This is a genomic window from Clostridium sp. HCS.1, assembly GCF_047900555.1.
Classification (GTDB): Bacteria; Bacillota; Clostridia; order Clostridiales; family Clostridiaceae; genus Clostridium.
In genome coordinates this window covers 1,870,089-1,891,024 of the sequence record NZ_CP170704.1, presented here as the reverse complement: position 1 = coordinate 1,891,024, position 20,936 = coordinate 1,870,089, and the positions used below count along the sequence as shown (strand labels likewise).

The following is a 20,936-nucleotide window of genomic DNA, read 5'->3' as shown; positions in this document are numbered from 1 at the left end:
AAATAATTATTTTTGACCATAATATGCATTTGAACCATGTTTTCTAAAGTAATGTTTATCTTGAAGCTCCTTATCTATAGGAGTTATACTATTATTTAAATTTTCTGTTATAAGAGCCATTTTTGAAACTTCTTCTAAAACTATTGCATTAGCAACTGCTTTATTTGGAGTTTCTCCCCAGGAAAATGGGCCATGACTTCCAACTATTATTCCTGGAACACTTAATACTTCTATTTTTCTTGATTCTAAGGTTTCAATTATTACAAAACCTGTATTTCTTTCATATTCTGTTTTTATTTCTCCAGTTGTCAATTTCCTAGTACATGGAACTTGTCCATAAAAAGTATCTGCATGAGTGGTTCCATATGGTGGAATATCTCTTTTAGCTTGTGCCCAAGATGTTGCAAAGGTAGAATGAGTGTGAACTATTCCTCCTAAATTAGTATATTTTTTATATAATTCTATATGAGTAATTGTATCTGATGAAGGTCTTAAGTTTCCTTCTACTATATTACCTTCTAAATCTACCACTACCATATCCTCTTCTTTCATATTTTCATAACTTACACCACTTGGCTTTATAACTACTAATCCATTTTCTCTATCTATTCCACTAACGTTTCCCCAAGTTAAAACCACTAGATTATTTTTAACCAGAGCTAAATTTGCTTCAAAAACTTCTTTTTTTAATGCTTCTAACATATTTACCTCCTAAAGTTTTCTCATTTTCTTTAGATCCTTCATTACATCGTTTTCACCTCTACCAAAGTAATCATGTAATCTATCATAATGAGAATAGATTTTTGAGTAAACTTCTACATTTTTTTCTATAGGTGTTATTACTTCATCTAATAATTTAGGAATTACTCTTGCAGCTTCATCTATTGATTCAAATCCACCATTTTCTTTTCCTGCTACAACTGCACCAAACATAGCTGATCCTAATGCTGGTGTTTCAGTAGATTTAGAAATTCTTATTGGAAGATTTGTTACATCTGCATAAATTTGAATAAGCATTCTATTTTTTTGTGGCAAACCTCCACAAACATATAATTCATTTATTTCAATACCGTGTTCTACAAAAGTGTCTACTATTTTTTTATGACCATACGCTGTAGATTCAATTAAAGCTCTATAAATTTCTTCTGGTTTAGTATTTAAATTTAATCCTAATATAAGCCCTGTTAAATCTGTATCTACTAAGACTGTTCTATTTCCATTAAGCCAATCTAAAGCTAAAAGCCCTGAATCTCCTGGATTTAATTTTTCTGCCTTCATTGTTAAGAATTGATGTATATTCATTCCTAGCTTGTCCGCTTCATTTATATAGGATTGTGGTACACAATTATTAACAAACCATGCAAAGATATCTCCTACAGCTGATTGTCCAGCCTCATATCCGTAAAGACCTGGTATTATACCATCTTCTACATATCCACAAATTCCTGGAACTACTACTTCTTTATCTGATAAAACCATACTACAAGTTGAAGTACCCATTATCATAACCATTTTCCCTGGTTCTGTAACTCCCATAGCAGGAACAGCAACATGAGCATCTACATTAGCTATAGCTATTGGCATTCCAGCTTTTAGGCCAAATTTTTTTGCCATTTCTTCAGTTAGTTCCCCTGCTTTTTCTCCTAGACTTGTAACTTCGCAATCATATTTATCTTCAAATAAGTTTTCAAGTCTAGTATCTAAAGCTTTTAGGAATTCTTTTCTTGGGAATCCTTCTTGTTTATGCCAAACTGCCTTATAACCAGCTGTACAACTATTTCTAGTTTCTTTACCTGTAAGCTGCATTATTACCCAATCAGTAGCTTCTATAAATTTATCTGTGGCATCATAAACTTTTGGATCTTCATTTAATATTTGCCATACCTTTGGAATAAACCATTCAGAAGAAATTTTTCCTCCATACCTACTTATAAATTTTTCACCCATGTTATTTGCTATTTCGTTTAATTTATTTGCTTCATCTTGAGCTGCATGATGTTTCCATAGCTTAACATAGGCATGGGGATTACTTTTAAATTCATCTAAATAACAAAGTGGAGTACCATCTTTTTTCATAGGTAATATTGTACATGCTGTAAAATCAATTCCAAGACCTATAATATCTTCTGCATCTACACCTGATTTCTCAATTATCTTTGGAATAATGCAATCTAACACATCAATGTAGTCCTTTGGGTGTTGAAGTGCCCAAAAAGGTTCTAATTTTTTGCCACAAGGAAGCATTTCTGTCATTACAACATGAGGATAGGTCATCATTTCTGATATAACTTCTTCACCTGTATCAACATTAAGAAGTAATGCTCTTGCAGATTCACTACCATAATCAACTCCTATAGAATATTTACTCATAAATTCCCTCCATTTTACATATATAATATAAAATATTTTAGCAAATTAGTGCGTACAATTATACTGTTAATATAAATGTTACGTACAATCTCATAATAACAAATAAAGATTCCATTGTAAACATTTAAAGTAACTTATTTTTACACTTTTTAAAATATTTTTAAGTATAAAAAAGTAAGTATTAACATAATTATATTAATACTTACTTTAATTACTTATCTATTTATTTATATTTTTAACACTATCTCTTTTTATTATTACTGGTTCATATACATACTTAACTTTATTCTTTTCTTTATTTATAAGAGAAATTAAGATTTCTGCTGCTTTCTTTCCCATTTCTTCTTTAGGATGATTTATAGTAGTTATTCCATAATCTAATATTTCTGAAATAGTTTCATCATTATCGTATCCTACAATAGATAAATCCTCTGGTATTTTTAATCCTAATTCTTTAGCTACTTTAATTACTTTAATAGCTGTTTTATCATTATAACAAATTATGGCTGAAGGTCTATTAGCTCTGCTTAATACATTCTTAGCAAAGGCATATACATAGAAATCTTCTTCATAAGTTTTAAAATTACCTATTATTGTACTATCAATTTCTATTTTATTTTCTTCTAATGCTTTTAAATACCCCTTTTTACGCTCTAAACCTTGTATATCATCTTCTTTAAAGATTCCTGAAATCTTTTTATGACCTAAGCTAATTAAGTAATTGCAAAGATCATAAGCACCTTTTTCATCATCTATTATTACATAGGATTGATTTTCTTTGTTATAGGTTGCATTTATCATTAAATAAGGTATATTATTTTTATTTATTTCATTATATAAATCTTCATTACTATTTCCTAAAGCACTAGCTGTAGGCTCAATTATTGCCCCAGCCACATCATATTCTAATAATTTTTGTAACTGCTCTCTTTCTTTATCCTTTTCATTATTAGTGTTTAATAATAATATATCATATCCCTTTTCATTTAATTCTTGTTGGATACCTTTAATTAAATGAGGAAATATATATTCAGATATATATGTAGTTATTACAATAACAAGCTTACTATGTGTTTTTTTTGATTTATTTAATTTCTTAGCATAAGCTCCTTTACTCTTTTCTCTATAAATATAGCCTTCCTTTTCTAGTTCCACTATAGATTGTCTTACAGTATGCCTACTTACAGAAAAAATTTCACCAATTTCTTGCTCAGTTGGTAGCTTTTCATTCTCTTTTATTTCTCCTGACAAGATTTTATCTCTATAAAATTCAAATATTTCAATGTATTTTATTACTTTTTCCATTTTTAACTACCTTTCTTATATTGTACATACAATTATATTATATCATGAAAGTTAATTGCAATTATTATTTATAATATATTTTTTGAATATTGTAACTCCTGTTTGTTAATAATCAAAATAGATTATTAAAGGGAGGCAAATGCTTTGAATAAAATAAATAAATTAATAATACTATCTCTTATACTTCTTCTACCTACTGGCTTAATATTTTATCAAATATATTCCAAATCTACAGAAGATTCAAAAGCAAATAGTAATTCTATTTCATCTTTAAAAATTGACCATGGTAATGATTTAACAAAAGATAGTACTATCCCAAAATATGAATATACCGAACCTTCAAAAGAATTATCAGAAGAAGAAGGTAAATTGAATTATACATATAAAGATGATTATAGCGAAGAAAAAGAATATGCTTCAGATGAAAAGGATACTATTAGCATAGAAAACACTGCCTCAGTATTTAAAGATATCTCTATAGATAGTTATAAATTAAATTTAGAAACTACTAAATATAAGGTTCAATCTGGAGATACTATAAGCAAAATTCTTAGAAATTATGAAAATACCTGTAATTATAAATCTGCATTGAAACACTTAAAACTAATTAATCCTGAAATAGATTTGGATAACCTAGAGATTGGTTCAATTCTAAATTTACCTACTACTGCTTTCAGAGATGGAAGTTTATATAAAGTTTCAAAAGGTGATACATGGTATAAAATATCTAAATTAAATTATCCTAATTATAATACAGATGATATGGTAGAGTTTTTAATTTCTATTAATGACTTACCTAATTCTGAGCTTCCATTAGATGAAAATGTATTTTTACCTAACTTATAAATTTTTATATAAAGAAAAACCTATAAAAACTAATTTATAGGTTTTCCTTATATACTATTTAACTTCTATTTTTTTAGTTTCATGAATTTCTTTATTTAGCTTTGGTAAATTTACTTTAAGAACTCCATTATCGAAGTTTGCATCTATCTTGTCTTCTTCAACATTATCTATATAGAAGCTTCTCTTAAATTCACCATAACTTCTTTCTTGTCTTACATAATTATCTTTCTTTTCTTCTAGGTTATTTTCTCTCTTTGCAGAAATATTTAAATAACCATTCTTATAGCTTATGTCTATATCCTTTTTATCAACTCCTGGTAAATCTGCTTCTATGATATAATTATTGTCATCTTCTTTTAGGTCTACAGAGAAGTTATTCTTCATTAAGCTAAATGAGTTAAAGAAGTCATCATTAAAGAAACTATTTACCATGTTTTCAAATTCATCTCCTTTTTTTGTTATTGAATTATTTTTTCTCCAAGGAACTATATCAAACATACTAAAAACCTCCTTTAATATTATGTATTTGCTATTTCCTTTTACAATTACATTATAAAACGAAGGTCAAAGAAAGTCAAGGTTTAATTGATTGAAAAATGGAATTATTTATATAATCTATTCCCTTATTAATAAAGTATTAGTATAATTTAATAAAAAACATAAGGAGTAAAATATATGAGCAATATAAAAGTAATTATTATGGATGTAGATGGAACATTAACAAACAGCGAAAAAATAGTAACTGATAAAACTAGAAATGCATTAATTAAAGCTCAAGAATTAGGAGTAAGATTAGTTTTAGCTTCAGGAAGACCTACATCTGGATTAGTAGATTTAGCTAAAGAATTAAAAATGGATGAAAATAATGGTCTACTAGTATCCTTTAATGGCTCTAAAGTAGTTGATTGTGAAAATAATAATGTTTTATTCAATAAAACCATGAGGGTTGAAGAAGGACAAGCAGTCCTTGAACATATGAAAAAATTTGATGTTAAGCCTATGATAGATAAAGGTGATTATATGTATGTTAATGATGTATTTAATAATACTATAAATTACAATGGTGGACCCTTTAACATAATTCAATATGAATCTCGTGGTGGTAAATTTAAATTATGTGAAAAAGATGATTTAGCTGCCTTTGCTGATTACCCATTAAATAAAATATTAACTGCTGGAGATCCTGAATATTTGCAAGCTAACTATAAAGAAATGATGGAACCCTTTAAAGATACTTTAAACTGCATGTTTACAGCAGCTTTCTTCTTTGAATTTACTGCTAAAGGAATTGATAAAGCAAAAGCTATAGATACAGTATTGATTCCTATGGGATATAAAAGAGAAGAAATTATTGCTTTTGGCGATGGTCATAATGACGCTTCCATGGTTAAATATGCTGGTATTGGAGTAGCTATGGATAATGCTGTAGATGATCTAAAGGCTATAGCTGATGAAGTAACTTTATCTAATGAAGATGATGGTATTGCTTATACTTTAAGTAAACACATTAAAGGTATAGAGTTTTAAATTACAGAAAATAAATAATACATATATAAAACAATACTGTTTCAGGGTTTTACCTTAAGATATTACTAAGACTTATAAATAAAATAAAAGGAGCTGTGGCACCTTTCCAAATTATTAATTTGTTATTGTGTCTCAGTTCCTTATTAATTAAAATTTATTTTGAATTCTTAAGAAATTTTAAATTATGTTTTTTATTATAATAAAACTTAAAAAGGTTGTAGTTTAAACTACAACCTACAACAATCTAAAATTATCTTCTATTTTGTTCTTTTTTAGCTCTTCTACAAGATATACATCTTGTTGGCTCATTATCGAATCCTTTTTCCTTGTAGAATTCTTGTTCTCCTACTGAAAATATGAATTCACTTCCGCAATCTCTGCATGTTAATGTTTTATCTGACATATATATTCCTCCTAAAATTAAAGATTCTAATTTGATATAATAATCTCTAATTTTCGAGAAACTACTTATCCAAATGAAACTTTTTTTGTTAGCAATCTTGCTACTTATTTATAATAACATAATTTTCATTTAATTGCAACTTTTTTATTTTTTCTCAATACATTTCATACTAGATTTCAAAATTAAAATTTTTAAATAAAATCATAATTTCTATAACCCTATATCCTTTCCACCAATTTTCACTGATATAAAATTCTCTTGCATATTTATCCATATTATCAAACCAAGTCCAGGTTATTCCCCAAACATCATTTTCAGGCTTAGTATTAAATAAATATTCAATTTCCTTATTCATTATTTCTGCATTATCCTTATAAAATATATCATTGGGACTACCTATATAGCTTGATGGTCTACCCCCATAGTTTTCCCACTTCTTTATATCATGTTGTATTGCACTTTTTATCTTATTCCCTAATATATTGGTTAATTCATCATAATCATATTTATCTAATTCTAACTCTTTAAGAGTATCAGTCAAGGTTATATATCCTTTTATCCCCATATCACCATAATATCTATCTAAAGTAAACTCTTTTATTAACTCATCTGCCAACCTCAAAGCTTTTTTATATAAATTACTGTCTCTATCTCCAAATCTAAGTATAAATGAAGTTAATTCGGCTGTTATACCAAAATATTCTTTTTTATTGTCCTCTTCACTATAATTCCACCAAGGTGCATGAGGATAATTATCATTACTAGGAATAGTAAATCTCCATACATATTCTAATAAATCTTTTTCACTATTAAGATACTTCCATATTCCTTTATAAATTTTATGTTCCATATCATAGAAATTAATTAATTGTAATATTTTCAATGCATGTTGTGTGGTTATTGGGCTAGAGTTTGGATTCCAATTATCTGCTTCCAAAGCATTTCCAAAACCACCATCATCATTTTGATACTTCATTAAAGCAATAAGTACAGACTCTCTATCTCCATCTTCAAATAAATATCTCCATAGACACAAATCAATATACCTAGCGTTTCTATACATCCAAGATTTAATTTCTTTAAAAAACTCTTCTCTCATAATTCCAACATTCCCTTCTGAATTAATTATTCCTCTTAATTTTAAAACTTTATACAAAATATGTAAATAAAATATGATTTTTATTTTAAATACACGTAAATAAGCACCTATTAATCTTTTAAAAATTAAATATTTAAGGGAAGTCATATGACTTCCCTTATTTTTTATAATAATCTATAATCTAAACTTAACAATTCTAATTTATGTCTAACCAGTTCTTAGAATTTAACACTAATTCTTGTACCTCATTAATAAATCTACTTATATGGTAGCCATCACAAAATGCATGATGAACCTGTACGGATAAAGGAATAAATACTTAATTATCCTTTAGTAGGTGCAGGAAGCGCATTTTAACTTTTTATGTTTCATACAAACTCCTTTTTATTTTTATAGTATGTGTTAAATGAAGTTTGATGAATAAAACATACTGTTAGAAATGGTATTAAAAGTTGCAACCACTAACTAACTCTACCACCTTTCATTTTGTATATTTTTCAGTATATAGGAAATCAATCTAGTTACTAAACTTACAGTATGTAGTATTCTATCTTCTTTATGTTTTATAATTAATTATTTTGACTCTTTCGTCTAATATTACTCATTATAAATTTACTTTCAGGCAGAGTGGGCATTTTTTTCATGCTATAACTTAAATTCTGATTTGGAACATCATAATCTATCTTATTAACAAGAAAATCTAGACTAGCTTTCATGATTTCAATAGTAATTCCTTCTCCTGGACACCTGTGTCCCTTTTCAGGATTACTTCCACCTTGAGGTATAAAATCAAATAAGTTTTCCTTTCGTTCTTTAAAACGCTCAGGACAAAATTTATCAGGATTATTCCATATTCTCTGGTCATGGTTAATACCATAAACATCAAGTAGTACAAGCATTCCTTCTTTAAATTTACAATTATTCCAGACAAAATCCTTTTTAACCCTTGCACCTAAAAGAGGAGTGAATGGATAGTAGCGTCTAACTTCCTGTACAAAGATTTTAAGCTCATTCTCATCTACTGATAATAGCTTATCTTTGGACTTTGGATACTCATGTAGTGCTAATGCTTCAAAGATAATAAATGTTGAAATAGCAACAATAGGACGTAGTACGTTTATAAGTTCAATCCCAGCCATATGGCTATCTAGATGATTTTTATCAATATCTCTATAAAAAGCCATAGCATAAAGTGCTGAGCCTTCTTCAGCCTTAATATTCCCCGAGCGTACATCTTCTATGATTCCCTTAATCCACTCTTCTGCTCTAGTTCTCGCTCTTCTTCCCTTCCAATGTCGAGGTCCAACTGCACCGAAAGCATCTACCATTAAAGTAAAGTCTTCTGCTCTCTCTTTTACTTCATATTCTTTTAAAGGAACTCCAGCCCACTGGCATGCTACTCTGCACAAGATTTTACTTACTTCATCGAAAAGAACAATCTGTTCTTTATTTTCCCACCCCTTAATAGAATCTTGTAACCTATCCATTGTAAGCTTAGCAAGTTGATCCTGATGTGATGCAGCCATCAATGACATAAATAAATTCTTCCTATGTATATGTGCTTCACCATCCATAGACTGAATAGCACCAACACCAAATAATGTTTTTTGTACTCGTTTTGGTGTAGCACCATTTCGATAAAATAATTCTGTATCATAAAAAACTTTTGCAGCCTCTTCTCCAGTCATACAAATTACTTTTTGCCCAAGTAAATGAGTTTCAAATATATCAGACTTATATATAAACATGTATCCCTCATTCAATAGATCTATAGTATTGTCTAAACCTCTATCATGTGGAACATGTTTCTTAGTTGTCATATATTTTCATTCTCCTTTCTATATAATTTAGAAATAGATTTAATGTTTTAAATTTTTTAATATATTCTGTCATATAATTTAAGATAAAAATAACTCTTCTCTATTTTTCCCTTATAGGATACTATCACCTTAATTAGTATGTCAGATTCTATTTTTATTTATTACAAGTGCTACATTTAAATAGATTTACTCCAAATGTTTCTATTAATCTTTCCTTAAAACTCATCTTCTTTGTATTTTGCTTATTAATTATTTCATATATATTTCTTTATTTAATGAAGTTATATAACTTCACTATTTCAATAATTAATTTATTCTTTGATCTTACATACAAGCCATATCATCTGTTTTGTTATTCCCCAATAATCTTTTATAGATACGCCTTCTTCTTTACTTATATACTCTACTAACTTATCATTTATAGTTAGGTGTATTGAATCAACTTCTCTTAACTCATTAATTGTTATCTTAGAAATTATCATATGCAATAACTTCTTCTTCTTCTCTCTTGACTCTTTACTATTTAATAACTTACTGAAATTATCTAGTACACTTTTAATGAATTCATAAGATATTGTCGACGTCACATAATTAGCTACTATAAAACTTATTCTTCATTTTAACTATTTCCTCTTACTTATGATACGGTATTTTTATTCATAAAAATAGCCTTAGACAAGTTATATCAATGCCTAAAGCTATAAACCTAATTTACTTGTGATACGGTTCTCCGTATCGGTAGTATCATATAACTTCTGTGATATTAAGTTAACCTTTTCATCAAAGTTATTTAAGTAATCTAAAATATTGTTTCTTTTGTTTTCTAAGCTCCCTTTTACTATTGATTCATATTGTGTCTTTGTAAAAGCAGTTAGTTTTTTATTATCAAAGCCTTCTGGTAACCATCTTGCGTAATTTGATTGCTTATCAATACTATTTAACTGTTCTTTTAAATTTATCTTATCATTACTAGTATTCATTCTAAAAATATCAAGTGCAAACTTTGCACCTGATGGCAACCCATATTAACATTCAGCACCAGCTCCAAAAAACAAAGAAACTTTAGTCATCACAATCCTCCCTTTTACAACAACAGTCATGTTAATTATAATACAAATTACATTTTTTAACATAATAATTTACATATAAAATAGCCATTATTTTCTTTAACCAATAATAAATTAATATTTAATCAATTTCTTTCTTTTGCACTTGAATAATATATTATTTTCCTAATACAACAAGATTGCCTAATATTTTAAAACCATTTTTTTCATAGAAATTACAAGAAGGATAATCTCTTTCTGTATTAAGTATCATTCCTTCTACCTTCTCATCAATTAATAATTCTTCTATGTCTTTCAAAAATGAGCTTCCAATACCTTTTCCCTGAAAATCATAGCTTATACAAAATTCATCTATGTAATATTCCATACCACAGATCCACGGCTTTTTCATTCCTAAACTTAATGCTACTATTTTTTCATCTATTAATCCTATATATCCTAAGAAATAATTATTTCTCATATGATTTATAAAAAAATCCTTTACCTGTTGTCTTGAATCATATTCATCATTCCAAGGTTCTCTTGAAAATGTATCTATAAATAAATCTACAGATTCTTCTAAATACTTTTCTGTTAACTTAATTACTTTTAGTTCCATTTACCCATTCACCTTTCAAGATTAAAATTTATTCTTTTATTATATATCCATTTTTCTCAAGAACTTTTATTGATCTTTCAAAGTTTTCTTCCTTAGTTAAAATATAATCTGTATTATATGTAGATACTGCGAATATTCCGATTTCATTCTCTGCTAATAAAGTTGATATTTTTGATAATATACCAATAAGAGAAAAATCTAATACCCCCTGTATTCTAAATGCTTTCCATCCATCATCGCATTCAATTACATTTTTAGGCACCAAATTTGTACTGCATACTAATGATAATTCTTCATCTGTTTTTCCAATAAAACAATATTCATCTGAATAGTTTACTTCTGAAAGATCCTCTACTTTACAAATTGAAAAATCCTTATTTATTATTTTTATCTCCATTATTATTCTCCTTTTTAACTTAATATCTTTCTGTAAATAATTTAGCTTAATTTTAAATCCTCATTCTCTTAATTGTTTTCTCCATTGAAATACATTCTGCATATCTTCCACTCCACATAAATTCATTATGATATTTATAGCTTTGTTCTGATGTCATAAATTCATTATCTACTGTTGTATTTGCATGTGCTGGAACTAAATCTAATAAGCCTGTCTCCTTATAAAATTCTCAAATAGAGTGAGAACTTTTATTATATTAATTTATTTTCCATATTCTCTTAAAAGATTTTATATAGGTATTGTATCATATTTGTAATTATTCCTATAATATTGTATATACAAAATGAATTATATTTATATATTCATTTTTACTTTAAATTAAAAGAGAAATGTTTTATCATAATTAATGAGTCTTAAATACATATACAATTTGGAGGTAAATTATGAATCAAGGACAAGAAAAGTTTTTAGGATTTATTTTAGAAAGAGTACAAAAAGATAAAGTTGATGAAGCAAAAGCATTATTAGCTGAAAGCTTTAATAAACAAGCAGAAGGTACTTTTTCACATGAATACATTATGGAATTTATTCCTAAGATGATTGCTTTATTAAAAGCTGATAAGGTTGAAGAAGTTAAAGCAATTATGGAGCAATTTGCTAAAAATATAAATAATTAAGTTATTATATAAAAATTTATATTAAACTATCATACTATATATTTTTAATATTAATAATTTATATAAATATAACAAGGCTGCATCAAGCTTTTTATAACTTTGATGCAGCCCTATATTTTATACCTCTTTTTGTTTATAAAAATTGATGTTCCATTTTCTCAAAGAAATCAACCTTAGGTTCAAGGAATTTAAACTTGTGCTTATCACCATCTTCAAAATAAGAATTTAAAGAATCAAATATTTTATCCCAATTCCATAATTCATCACCAACATTTAAATAATCCTTAAACATTTCACAACCTTCTGGTGCTATAGGGTGTATTAATATTGCTATAACTTTACAAGCATAAAAACAGTCTGCTAATACATTTCTTTTTAACTCTTCTTTTTTGGAATTATTAACCCAATACTTATTAATTTCTCTTATATAATCATCAAGAACATAGGATATTCTATGAAAATCTTGATTATACATATGTCTTTCATATTCAAATACTGCTTTTTCTGTTAATACTTTAATTTTTTCACTTACTTCTTCTCTAGGAATATTTTCATTTAAGCTTTGTAAAGTATAAAAACATGAACGAATAAGTCTATTAAATACATTTGTTAATAGGTTTCCTTCCTTTAATACTGGGTCTGTTCCATTCTTTTCATCTTCCTTCATATATACTTGTGGTTTAAATCCAACACTTTTTGATGATAACCCTAAACTCATAAAATGCATTCGCAATTGATCACTAGTGTAATAGCTTAATAATTCATCTGCCATTGGTGGCTTAATATCTGAACTACTACTTGCCTTCTTATCCATAAATAAAATGTGTTTATTAGGAACTATATGTGGTAGCTTAATATTATTAATATTTACATCTTCTCCCTTAGATATCTTTAATCCTATTAGGATAGACATTTCAGCAATTGAGTAAAAATAAATATTATCTTCTCCTATAAATTGATATACCATGGAATTTTTATTTTCCCACCAGTTATGCCACTCTTTAGGATTCTCTCCTATTGATTCTAAATATGTCTTTATAAAAGAAATTGGTGCCCATAGTGATTCTGGCCATACCCAAAAGGTTAGATTTTTTAAATCCTCCTTATCTGGCACTCTTACTCCCCAAGAAATATTTCCAGATAGCCTAAAGGGAACTAATGTCTTACCATTAGTATAATGAATATTTAAATCATCTAGCTTTTCTTTAGCTTTATCTCTGTCTTCTAATTTATCAAAAATAAATGTTATTGAAGATTTATTCTCTTCATTTATAGTTTTATGACTAGGAAGAATAGTTTCTAAATTATTAAGGTCATTAATATATTTTTTTGGAACATATATCATTGGTTCCTTTAAAAATTCATCTATAGCCTTAATTTCAAATTTTCTTCTATTAGTATTTTTCTTTAAGAACTCATTTAGCTTCTTCATAATATCAAGAGAGTCATCTAATGTAAAATACCAATTATCTACGCTTTTTAATATAGGTTTATTCCCTGATAATGTGCTAATAGGATTTATTAATTCTGAAGACATATATTGATGTCCTAATGAACACTCATCTCCATATGCTTTATCAGAATTACAGCCAGAAATTGGGCACTTTCCAATTACTTGTCTTCCATTAAGAAATGTCTTCTTATCCTCGTCATAAAATTGTAATGCTGATAACTTTTTTATATAGCCATTTTTAAATAAGGTATTAAATATTTCTTTAGACACTTCACTATGAACTTCTCCAGACCTTCCAAAAGCTGAAGCTCCAAAAAAATCTAAACTAATTTTATAATCATCTAAGGTTTTCTTTTGTGATAGATGATTTTCTTTAACATATTCTTCTATAGTTTTATTGTACCCATTTTCTTTTAGTTTTCGATAACTTTCAAGAATAGGAGATCCATAACAATCTGTACCAGATACAAAAATAACATTATCTTTTCCTATTCGATCCCTTAAAAATCTTGCAAATATATCTGCATGAATAAACATTCCACCAATATGACCAAAGTGAAGATTTTTATTACCATAGGGCATTCCTGCAGTAATTACAGCCTTCTTAGGAAATATTGGTCTTTCATTTTTTTCTAATCTTTTACTAATCATCATTATTACCCCTTTGTAATTATTTTAAAAACAAAAAGCCCCTGTAGAACTATATTCTACAGGGGCAAAATTTACATTTCACGATACCACCCTTTTTTCCTAAAATGTCACCATTTTAGGCTCTTCAAGTACACCATCTACCATATTTAGGTTGAATCATACTCTAGTTCTGTAACGTGAACTTACGTCATAGCATCACTTATAACATACATTAATAAGATCCGTATGCAGCTCCGAGGCTTGTTTCATTATGATTTCATAATTTCCTTCCACCCTACGGAAACTCTCTTTGTATTCATTCATAATTACTCTTCTCTTCATAGCTTTTATTATTTGTAATATTATATATAAAATAATTGTAAGTGTCAATTATCTAATATAGGATATATCATAATATTTTTTGTTTTTTCACAAATTAAGAATTTATTCAAATGGATATACTAAACCTATTTGTTTTCTTATTTCATCCATTATTTTAGCTAGCTCTAGTGTATTATTATGAGAAGCAACATTACTTTCTAAAATATTATTCTTAATGCAATTATTTACTTCCTCAATTTCATACTTGTATCCCGCTTCCTCATATTCATCTTTATACTTCTCAGTATTTTCTTCAGTATATAAATATGCTTCTTTTGATGACCAAAATCTTGGTATAACTATCTTTCCATTTTCTCCATATATCACTGCTTCATTATTAAGTTTAGCTGTTAGAGAACAATTTAAAGAAGATAAAATTCCATCTTTATATTTTAAGTTAATTATATCACTTTCATCTACATTAGTTTTTGTAAACTCAGCATTTGACTTTATTTCAATAGGATAACTATCTGCAATATAGTTAGAAAATAGAATTGGATAAATACCTAGATCTAATAATGCTCCTCCAGCTAAATCAGGATTATATAGTCTATGCTTTGCATTAAACTCACTTTTAATTCCAAAGTTTGCTGTAATTAATTTGATTTTTCCTATTTTACCTTCTTCAATCCATTCTTTTGCTTTATTAACTGCTGGTAAAAATAATGTCCAAAGAGCTTCCATTATAAATACATTATTTTCTTTAGCTAAATCTATAACTTCTTTACCTGTTTTTTGATTATATGAAAAAGGTTTTTCACATAATATATGTTTTTTAGCTTTCACACATTTTTTTGCATATTCCATGTGGTAATTATGTGGTGTTGCTATATAAACAGCATCTATATCCTTATCCTTTAAAAATTCATCTATATCACTATAATATTTATCTATTTTATGCATTTTAGCAAACTCTTTTGTTTTATCCTCATTTCTCCCATAAACTGCAGAAAGAATTCCATCCTTTGTCTTAATTACTTCTTTAGCAAAAGCATTAGCTATTCCTCCTGGAGCTATTATTCCCCATTTTATCATAAATCAACTACTCCTTTCTTTTATTACTATTATTATATAAAACTTCTTATAGTAATATCAAATAAAAAAGGTGCTTTTAACACACCTTTTTTTAAAAAATCATTTTATTTATTATTTTTTAACCAATTAATAGCACAATATGTATGTATAGCTGCTCCTGTAGTTAATATATCTTCATTAAATACTACCTTTTCATTATGCATTGGCTCACCATATAAAGAATTTTCTTGTTTTGTTCCAGCACCTAACATAATATATACACTTGGAACTTCATATGAATAAGAAGCAAAATCTTCTGATCCCATTCCTCCTCCTTCAAATAAAACAACTGATTTTTCACCAATTAATTCTTTCATGTAGGAAGTTAATTCTTTAGCCAAATCATTATTGTTAGCTAGTGGAGGTACTGAGGATAATTCTATTAGTTCAGCTTCTCCTCTAAACATTTTAGCAGTAGAAACAACTATATCATTTATTCTATTAAATATAAATTCTCCTAATTCCTTATCTAAACTTCTAATAGTTCCTTCCATAATAACTTCATTAGGTATTATATTAGGAGCATCTCCACCTGCAAACTTACCTATTGTTACAACAGCAGGCTTAGTAGCTGATATTTCCCTGGAAATTATTTCCTGTAATGATATATATATATGTGCTGCTATATTTATTGGGTCTACTCCCAGTTCTGGCATTGCACCATGACATCCAGTTCCTTTTACAACTATTCTAAATCTATTACAACCTGCTATACTAGTTCCTAAACCACATAATACAAGATTAGAAGGTGTGCCAGAATGTACATGCATTGCCAAAGCTGCATCAACCTTAGGATTTTCAAGTACTCCAGCTGCTAACATTTTTTTAGCTCCAGTAAATCCTTCTTCATCTGGTTGGAATACTAATTTAACAGTTCCTTCTATTTCATCTTGATTTTCTTTAAGTAATTTTGCTGCTCCTAAAAGCATTGTTGTGTGCATGTCGTGTCCACATGAATGCATACATCCATTTGTTGATTTAAAATCACATTCTGTTGCTTCTGCCATTGGAAGAGCATCCATATCAGCTCTAAGCAAAAATGTTTTTCCAGGTTTCTTACCCTCAATAGTAGCAACTATACCACTTTCACATATCTCTTTTGGATCATATCCAAATTCTTTTAACTTATCTATTACATAAGCCTTAGTTTTAGGTAATTCAGCTCCAACTTCAGGATTACTATGAATTGTTCTCCTATAATTTATTAAGTCATCTTTTATTAATTTTGCTTGATCAATAATTTTATTCATTAGTACACCTCATTTTTATTTAGAATTATTTCTATATAGCAATTATTTACTAATATATACTGTATTTTATTATTATGATTTACATTAATAACAATCTTAATACTATCATTATTTTATTATAATATTTAAATAATATTATAATAAATTTTACATAAATATTCCACATTTTTAATTTCTTTAAATATTTCTAAATATCTCTTAAGTAAGTTTTAAAGTTTATTACTTTTTAACCATTCTATGATTTTATCTACTACCTCCATATATCTTTGTCCTACGAGTAACCCAGTATGAGTTGTATTCCATAATCCTTCATACTTGGCATTAAGTTGTTCTGCTAACACCTTTCCTCTTCTATTAGAATCATCACTACTTACAGATTTAATCACAAGAGAAGGGCACTTTATTTTGTTATAATCTATAGATATTCCTCCCTTTATTTCATAATCTAAAATAGTACTCATTACTTTTGAAGATTCCATTGATAGATACTTTCTTTGAAAAGCTATATCATCTTCTGATTCATCTATACTATAATTCTCAGGACGAGTTGGAGCTGTATCTATAATTCTTTCTATTGAAGATTTATAGTTTTCTTTGTATGGAGCAATTTCATATACTTCTTTACTTATACATGTATCAATAAGTACTAAGCCTTGGAGTTCAACTAACTCTGCTAACTTTTGACAAAGTATACCACCCATGCTAAATCCAATTAAAATAGGAGTTTCACCACATTCTGTAATGACTTCTTTAATATCATCTAAATAGTCATCAAAGGATATTTTAGTAAAATCCATTACTCTACTTTTATAATGACTTCTCATATTCATTACATAGCACTTCCAACCTTTATTTATAAAATGAGGTATATACTTGCTCCACATCCAACTTCCAGTATAAGCACCATGTACAAAAATTAGAGGAGGTCTTTTTTGAATTTCTTCTAAATGACCTTCAGCCTCAAATATTTCTAAGAATAAATCATTTTCTCCAATATATTTTTCAGTATGATTAGGTAATATTTTTGTATAATCTTTCATAAATATTTCCTCCACTATAATTAATATAATCTTAAACATAGTCTTTTTCTTTATATCTTGTCCATATATTACCATATACTTATCTATCTGTATATTATTTCTAATAGATAAATATATATTAAATTACTAATAAAAATTTTTATTTAGTAATTGCATGGACAACAGTTCGTGCAGCATCATACTCATAACTACAAGTAACTAATGTTATTATCTTTTTACTAGTATTAAAATCTATATCCTTATTAAAAATTTATAATCATTAATAAAAAAAAGTAGATAATGATTACTCACTATCTACTTGAAAATTTAATTTTAAATTTAATTCTATTATTATCTATATTTTTAAGATAAGGCTACATCTAAGATCATCATAATTATAAAGCCTAATGAAAATGCTATTGCACTAATATCTGATGCATTATCTTCCGCTGCTTCTGGAATTAATTCTTCTACTACAACAAATATCATTGCACCGGCTGCAAAAGAAAGAAGATATGGCATAAATGGTGTAATAAATCTAGAAAACATTATAGTAATAGCTGCCCCTATAGGTTCTACTATTCCAGATAAAACTCCATAAATAAAGGCTTTATTTTTACTTAATCCTTCACTTTTAAGTGGCATTGATATTATGGCACCTTCTGGAAAGTTTTGAATTGCTATTCCTAAAGAAAGAGCAAGAGCAGAAGCAAAATTAATAGCATTTCCTTCATTCATAACTGCTGCAAAAGCAATTCCTACAGCCATTCCTTCTGGAATATTGTGAAGAACTACTGAAAATACAAGTTTTGTTGTTTTACTTATATTATATTTTTTTATTCCTTCTTGTTTATTACCGTCTTCTACATGAATATGTGGAATAATCTTATCTAAAGAAAATAAAAATAAAACTCCAAGAATTATACCAACAGCAGCTGGAATAAAAGATAACTTCCCCATTCCACTAGACATATCAATTGATGGAATAATTAATGACCATATTGATGCTGCTATCATAATACCAGAGGCAAAGCCTAGTAAAATCTTATTTACCTTTTTACTAATTTCTTTCTTCATTGCATAAACACAAGCTGATCCTAATGATGTTCCTATAAATGGTATAAGAACTCCTATTAAAATATTCATTGTATTCCCCCTTATGAATATTATTTCATCTATTTTATAAATTTATATTCTTTTATTAACTAATAACTATTATCAATTAAATAATACATCTTTTTAGATAATATATCAAGTATTTACATATTTTAATTTTATTTCATTTAATAAGTAACAAAAATAAAACAGCCAAAAATATTAGCTGTTTTGTTACTTAAATTTTATGTGCCACAAAATGTCCTATATGGAATATTTGTTGGCTTTGGTAATGTTATATATTCTTCTTGATCTTTACTGTATTCAAATGGATTTGATAATACTTTTAATAATTTCATCATTACACTGTAATCATTATCTTTTACTGCTGCTTCAATAGCTTCTTCCACACGATGATTACGAGGAATTATTGAAGGATTTATACTCTTCATTAATTTTATTACTTCATCCTTTGTGTTATCCTGCCTAGATAATCTTTCACTCCATTTATTATACCAGTTACTAAATTCAGATGTAGTAAACATTGGAATATTATCTTTTTTCTCTAAGGTTAAATCTCTAAAGGTATTTGTATAATCTGCACCATATTTATGCATTAAGCTTAAAAGATTATATATTAATTCTTCATCTTCTTTTTCCTCATTAAATAATCCTAGTTTTAATCTCATTCCTGAAATATAATTTTCCTTATATATATCATTGAATTTAGAAATTGAATTTTGGGCTATATCTATTGCTTCTTCTTGATTATCACTTAATAAAGGTATTAGTGTTTCAGCAAATCTTGCTAAATTCCATGCCATTATATTAGGCTGATTACCATATGCATATCTGCCTTGATGATCTATAGAGCTAAAGACAGTTGCTGGGTCATAAGTATCCATAAATGCACATGGCCCATAGTCTATTGTTTCACCAGAAATACTTACATTATCAGTGTTCATAACGCCATGAATAAATCCTACTTGAAGCCATTTAGAAACTAATTTTGCTTGGTTTTTAATTACTTCTTCTAATAAAAATAAATAGGGATTTTCTTTATTTAATCCTTCAGGATAATGTCTTTTTAAGGTATAATTAGCTAAAACTTTTAAAGCTTCATAACTTGTATATCTAGCAGCATATTGGAAAGTTCCAACTCTTATGTGGCTAGATGCTATACGAGTTAATATGGCTCCAGGTTCTATTTTTTCACGCGGGACTGACTCACCTGTAGTTACTACAGCTAAACTACGAGTAGTAGGAATTCCAAGTGAATTCATTGCTTCACTTATAATATATTCTCTAATCATAGGACCAAGAGCTGCCTTACCATCTCCACCTCTTGAATATGGTGTGATTCCTGATCCTTTAAGTTGAATATCTACTCTTTCTCCATTAGGATTTATATTTTCACCTAACAAAACAGCTCTTCCATCTCCAAGCATAGTAAAATATCCAAATTGATGGCCTGCATAAGCTTCTGCAATTGGTTCAGAGCCATTTATTAGTTTATTACCTGAAAAAATATCTGCTCCATCATTACTATCTAGAATTTCTAAATTTAATTCTAAATCTTCAACTAATTTCTTATTTAATATAGCTATTTTAGGATCTTGTACAAAGCTAGGTAATTGTTTAGTATAAAAAATTTCTGGTAATTTAGAATAAGTATTTTCTATATTAAATCCTGTATCATATACTACTTCTCTTTTTTGCATTATAAATTTCCTTTCTATATATATCTATATATCAATCTATTTACTATAGTTTTTCTTACTATTATTTAATTATTCAAATTTATATTAGCATTTTAAACACTTTAAGGTCAATAATTATTATTAATTAATTATTACAGTTAATTGTTAAACTATTATCCAAATTGCAAATATTCAGATATACCGTTATAATATAATATATAAATA

At 27.5% G+C, this 20,936-nt stretch carries 20 protein-coding genes, 2 pseudogenes and 1 other annotated feature; of the genes and pseudogenes, 3 read left to right on the top strand and 19 right to left on the bottom strand.

What is annotated here, in order from left to right; all coding sequences use genetic code 11:
• Positions 1 to 6: 6 nt before the first annotated feature.
• The 3 genes from ACFYH6_RS09015 to ACFYH6_RS09005 all read right to left on the bottom strand — a co-directional run bounded on the left by ACFYH6_RS09015 (position 7) and on the right by ACFYH6_RS09005 (position 3,675).
• Positions 7 to 702, bottom strand: coding sequence for an L-ribulose-5-phosphate 4-epimerase (locus tag ACFYH6_RS09015; protein WP_416179407.1), 696 nt, complete (start codon positions 700 to 702; stop codon positions 7 to 9).
• A gap of 9 nt (positions 703 to 711) precedes the next feature.
• The gene (locus ACFYH6_RS09010; protein WP_416179408.1) at positions 712 to 2,370 is read right to left on the bottom strand and encodes a ribulokinase; all 1,659 of its coding nucleotides are present in this window, start codon (positions 2,368 to 2,370) and stop codon (positions 712 to 714) included.
• Positions 2,371 to 2,589: 219 nt separating this feature from the next.
• Positions 2,590 to 3,675, bottom strand: a complete 1,086-nt coding sequence (locus ACFYH6_RS09005) for a GntR family transcriptional regulator (protein ID WP_416179409.1) — start codon at positions 3,673 to 3,675, stop codon at positions 2,590 to 2,592.
• 144 nt (positions 3,676 to 3,819) lie between these two features.
• Between ACFYH6_RS09005 and ACFYH6_RS09000 the strand changes: the two genes are divergently transcribed.
• Entirely contained in the window at positions 3,820 to 4,521 is a 702-nt protein-coding gene (locus ACFYH6_RS09000) for a LysM peptidoglycan-binding domain-containing protein (RefSeq protein ID WP_416179410.1), read from the top strand.
• 54 nt (positions 4,522 to 4,575) lie between these two features.
• Here the strand turns inward: ACFYH6_RS09000 and hsp18 are convergent, their stop codons facing one another.
• Positions 4,576 to 5,019, bottom strand: coding sequence for a heat shock protein Hsp18 (hsp18, locus tag ACFYH6_RS08995; RefSeq protein WP_416179411.1), 444 nt, complete (start codon positions 5,017 to 5,019; stop codon positions 4,576 to 4,578).
• Positions 5,020 to 5,196: 177 nt separating this feature from the next.
• Between hsp18 and ACFYH6_RS08990 the strand changes: the two genes are divergently transcribed.
• Positions 5,197 to 6,048: a Cof-type HAD-IIB family hydrolase gene (locus tag ACFYH6_RS08990; protein WP_416179412.1), complete on the top strand. Its 852-nt coding sequence runs from the start codon at positions 5,197 to 5,199 to the stop codon at positions 6,046 to 6,048.
• A gap of 250 nt (positions 6,049 to 6,298) precedes the next feature.
• Here ACFYH6_RS08990 and ACFYH6_RS08985 read toward each other — a convergent pair whose 3' ends face one another.
• The 9 genes and pseudogenes from ACFYH6_RS08985 to ACFYH6_RS08945 form a co-directional block, all read right to left on the bottom strand.
• The gene (locus ACFYH6_RS08985) at positions 6,299 to 6,451 is read right to left on the bottom strand and encodes a zinc-ribbon domain-containing protein (protein ID WP_416179413.1); all 153 of its coding nucleotides are present in this window, start codon (positions 6,449 to 6,451) and stop codon (positions 6,299 to 6,301) included.
• 169 nt (positions 6,452 to 6,620) lie between these two features.
• Entirely contained in the window at positions 6,621 to 7,697 is a 1,077-nt protein-coding gene (locus ACFYH6_RS08980) for a hypothetical protein (RefSeq protein ID WP_416179414.1), read from the bottom strand.
• A 49-nt stretch (positions 7,698 to 7,746) separates the two neighbouring features.
• Positions 7,747 to 7,869: pseudogene (locus ACFYH6_RS08975) on the bottom strand (CatA-like O-acetyltransferase); the annotation flags it as partial.
• A 250-nt stretch (positions 7,870 to 8,119) separates the two neighbouring features.
• The gene (locus ACFYH6_RS08970; RefSeq protein WP_416179415.1) at positions 8,120 to 9,370 is read right to left on the bottom strand and encodes a cytochrome P450; all 1,251 of its coding nucleotides are present in this window, start codon (positions 9,368 to 9,370) and stop codon (positions 8,120 to 8,122) included.
• Between the two features lie 311 nt (positions 9,371 to 9,681).
• Entirely contained in the window at positions 9,682 to 9,957 is a 276-nt protein-coding gene (locus ACFYH6_RS08965; RefSeq protein ID WP_416179416.1) for a hypothetical protein, read from the bottom strand.
• A 111-nt stretch (positions 9,958 to 10,068) separates the two neighbouring features.
• Positions 10,069 to 10,350, bottom strand: a complete 282-nt coding sequence (locus ACFYH6_RS08960) for a hypothetical protein (protein WP_416246476.1) — start codon at positions 10,348 to 10,350, stop codon at positions 10,069 to 10,071.
• Positions 10,351 to 10,594: 244 nt separating this feature from the next.
• A complete protein-coding gene (locus tag ACFYH6_RS08955; protein WP_316345361.1) occupies positions 10,595 to 11,035 on the bottom strand; it encodes a GNAT family N-acetyltransferase in 441 nt (146 codons plus the stop codon).
• Positions 11,036 to 11,063: 28 nt separating this feature from the next.
• Entirely contained in the window at positions 11,064 to 11,432 is a 369-nt protein-coding gene (locus tag ACFYH6_RS08950; RefSeq protein ID WP_316345362.1) for an ACT domain-containing protein, read from the bottom strand.
• Positions 11,433 to 11,484: 52 nt separating this feature from the next.
• A pseudogene (locus tag ACFYH6_RS08945) lies at positions 11,485 to 11,634 on the bottom strand (cysteine hydrolase); the annotation flags it as partial.
• 241 nt (positions 11,635 to 11,875) lie between these two features.
• On the opposite strand from ACFYH6_RS08945, the gene ACFYH6_RS08940 reads away from it, so the two are divergent.
• Positions 11,876 to 12,109 (top strand): hypothetical protein, encoded by a 234-nt coding sequence (locus ACFYH6_RS08940; RefSeq protein WP_316345363.1) that lies wholly within the window; start codon positions 11,876 to 11,878, stop codon positions 12,107 to 12,109.
• A 133-nt stretch (positions 12,110 to 12,242) separates the two neighbouring features.
• On the opposite strand, the gene ACFYH6_RS08935 is transcribed toward ACFYH6_RS08940, so the two are convergent.
• The 6 genes from ACFYH6_RS08935 to ACFYH6_RS08910 all read right to left on the bottom strand — a co-directional run bounded on the left by ACFYH6_RS08935 (position 12,243) and on the right by ACFYH6_RS08910 (position 20,732).
• The gene (locus ACFYH6_RS08935; protein ID WP_416179417.1) at positions 12,243 to 14,213 is read right to left on the bottom strand and encodes a class I tRNA ligase family protein; all 1,971 of its coding nucleotides are present in this window, start codon (positions 14,211 to 14,213) and stop codon (positions 12,243 to 12,245) included.
• A gap of 57 nt (positions 14,214 to 14,270) precedes the next feature.
• Positions 14,271 to 14,543, bottom strand: a binding site (T-box leader).
• A 93-nt stretch (positions 14,544 to 14,636) separates the two neighbouring features.
• On the bottom strand, positions 14,637 to 15,608 hold the full coding sequence (locus tag ACFYH6_RS08930; RefSeq protein WP_316345311.1) for a Gfo/Idh/MocA family oxidoreductase: 972 nt from the start codon (positions 15,606 to 15,608) through the stop codon (positions 14,637 to 14,639).
• A 104-nt stretch (positions 15,609 to 15,712) separates the two neighbouring features.
• Complete coding sequence (locus tag ACFYH6_RS08925) at positions 15,713 to 16,897, bottom strand: M20 family metallopeptidase (protein WP_316345310.1); 1,185 nt, start codon at positions 16,895 to 16,897, stop codon at positions 15,713 to 15,715.
• Between the two features lie 209 nt (positions 16,898 to 17,106).
• Positions 17,107 to 17,937 carry an alpha/beta fold hydrolase gene (locus ACFYH6_RS08920; RefSeq protein ID WP_416179418.1) on the bottom strand — a complete coding sequence of 277 codons (831 nt, stop codon included), beginning with the start codon at positions 17,935 to 17,937 and terminating at the stop codon, positions 17,107 to 17,109.
• 342 nt (positions 17,938 to 18,279) lie between these two features.
• Positions 18,280 to 19,062 carry a ZIP family metal transporter gene (locus ACFYH6_RS08915; RefSeq protein WP_316344711.1) on the bottom strand — a complete coding sequence of 261 codons (783 nt, stop codon included), beginning with the start codon at positions 19,060 to 19,062 and terminating at the stop codon, positions 18,280 to 18,282.
• Between the two features lie 194 nt (positions 19,063 to 19,256).
• Positions 19,257 to 20,732 (bottom strand): protein adenylyltransferase SelO, encoded by a 1,476-nt coding sequence (locus tag ACFYH6_RS08910; protein ID WP_416179419.1) that lies wholly within the window; start codon positions 20,730 to 20,732, stop codon positions 19,257 to 19,259.
• Positions 20,733 to 20,936 lie beyond the last annotated feature (204 nt).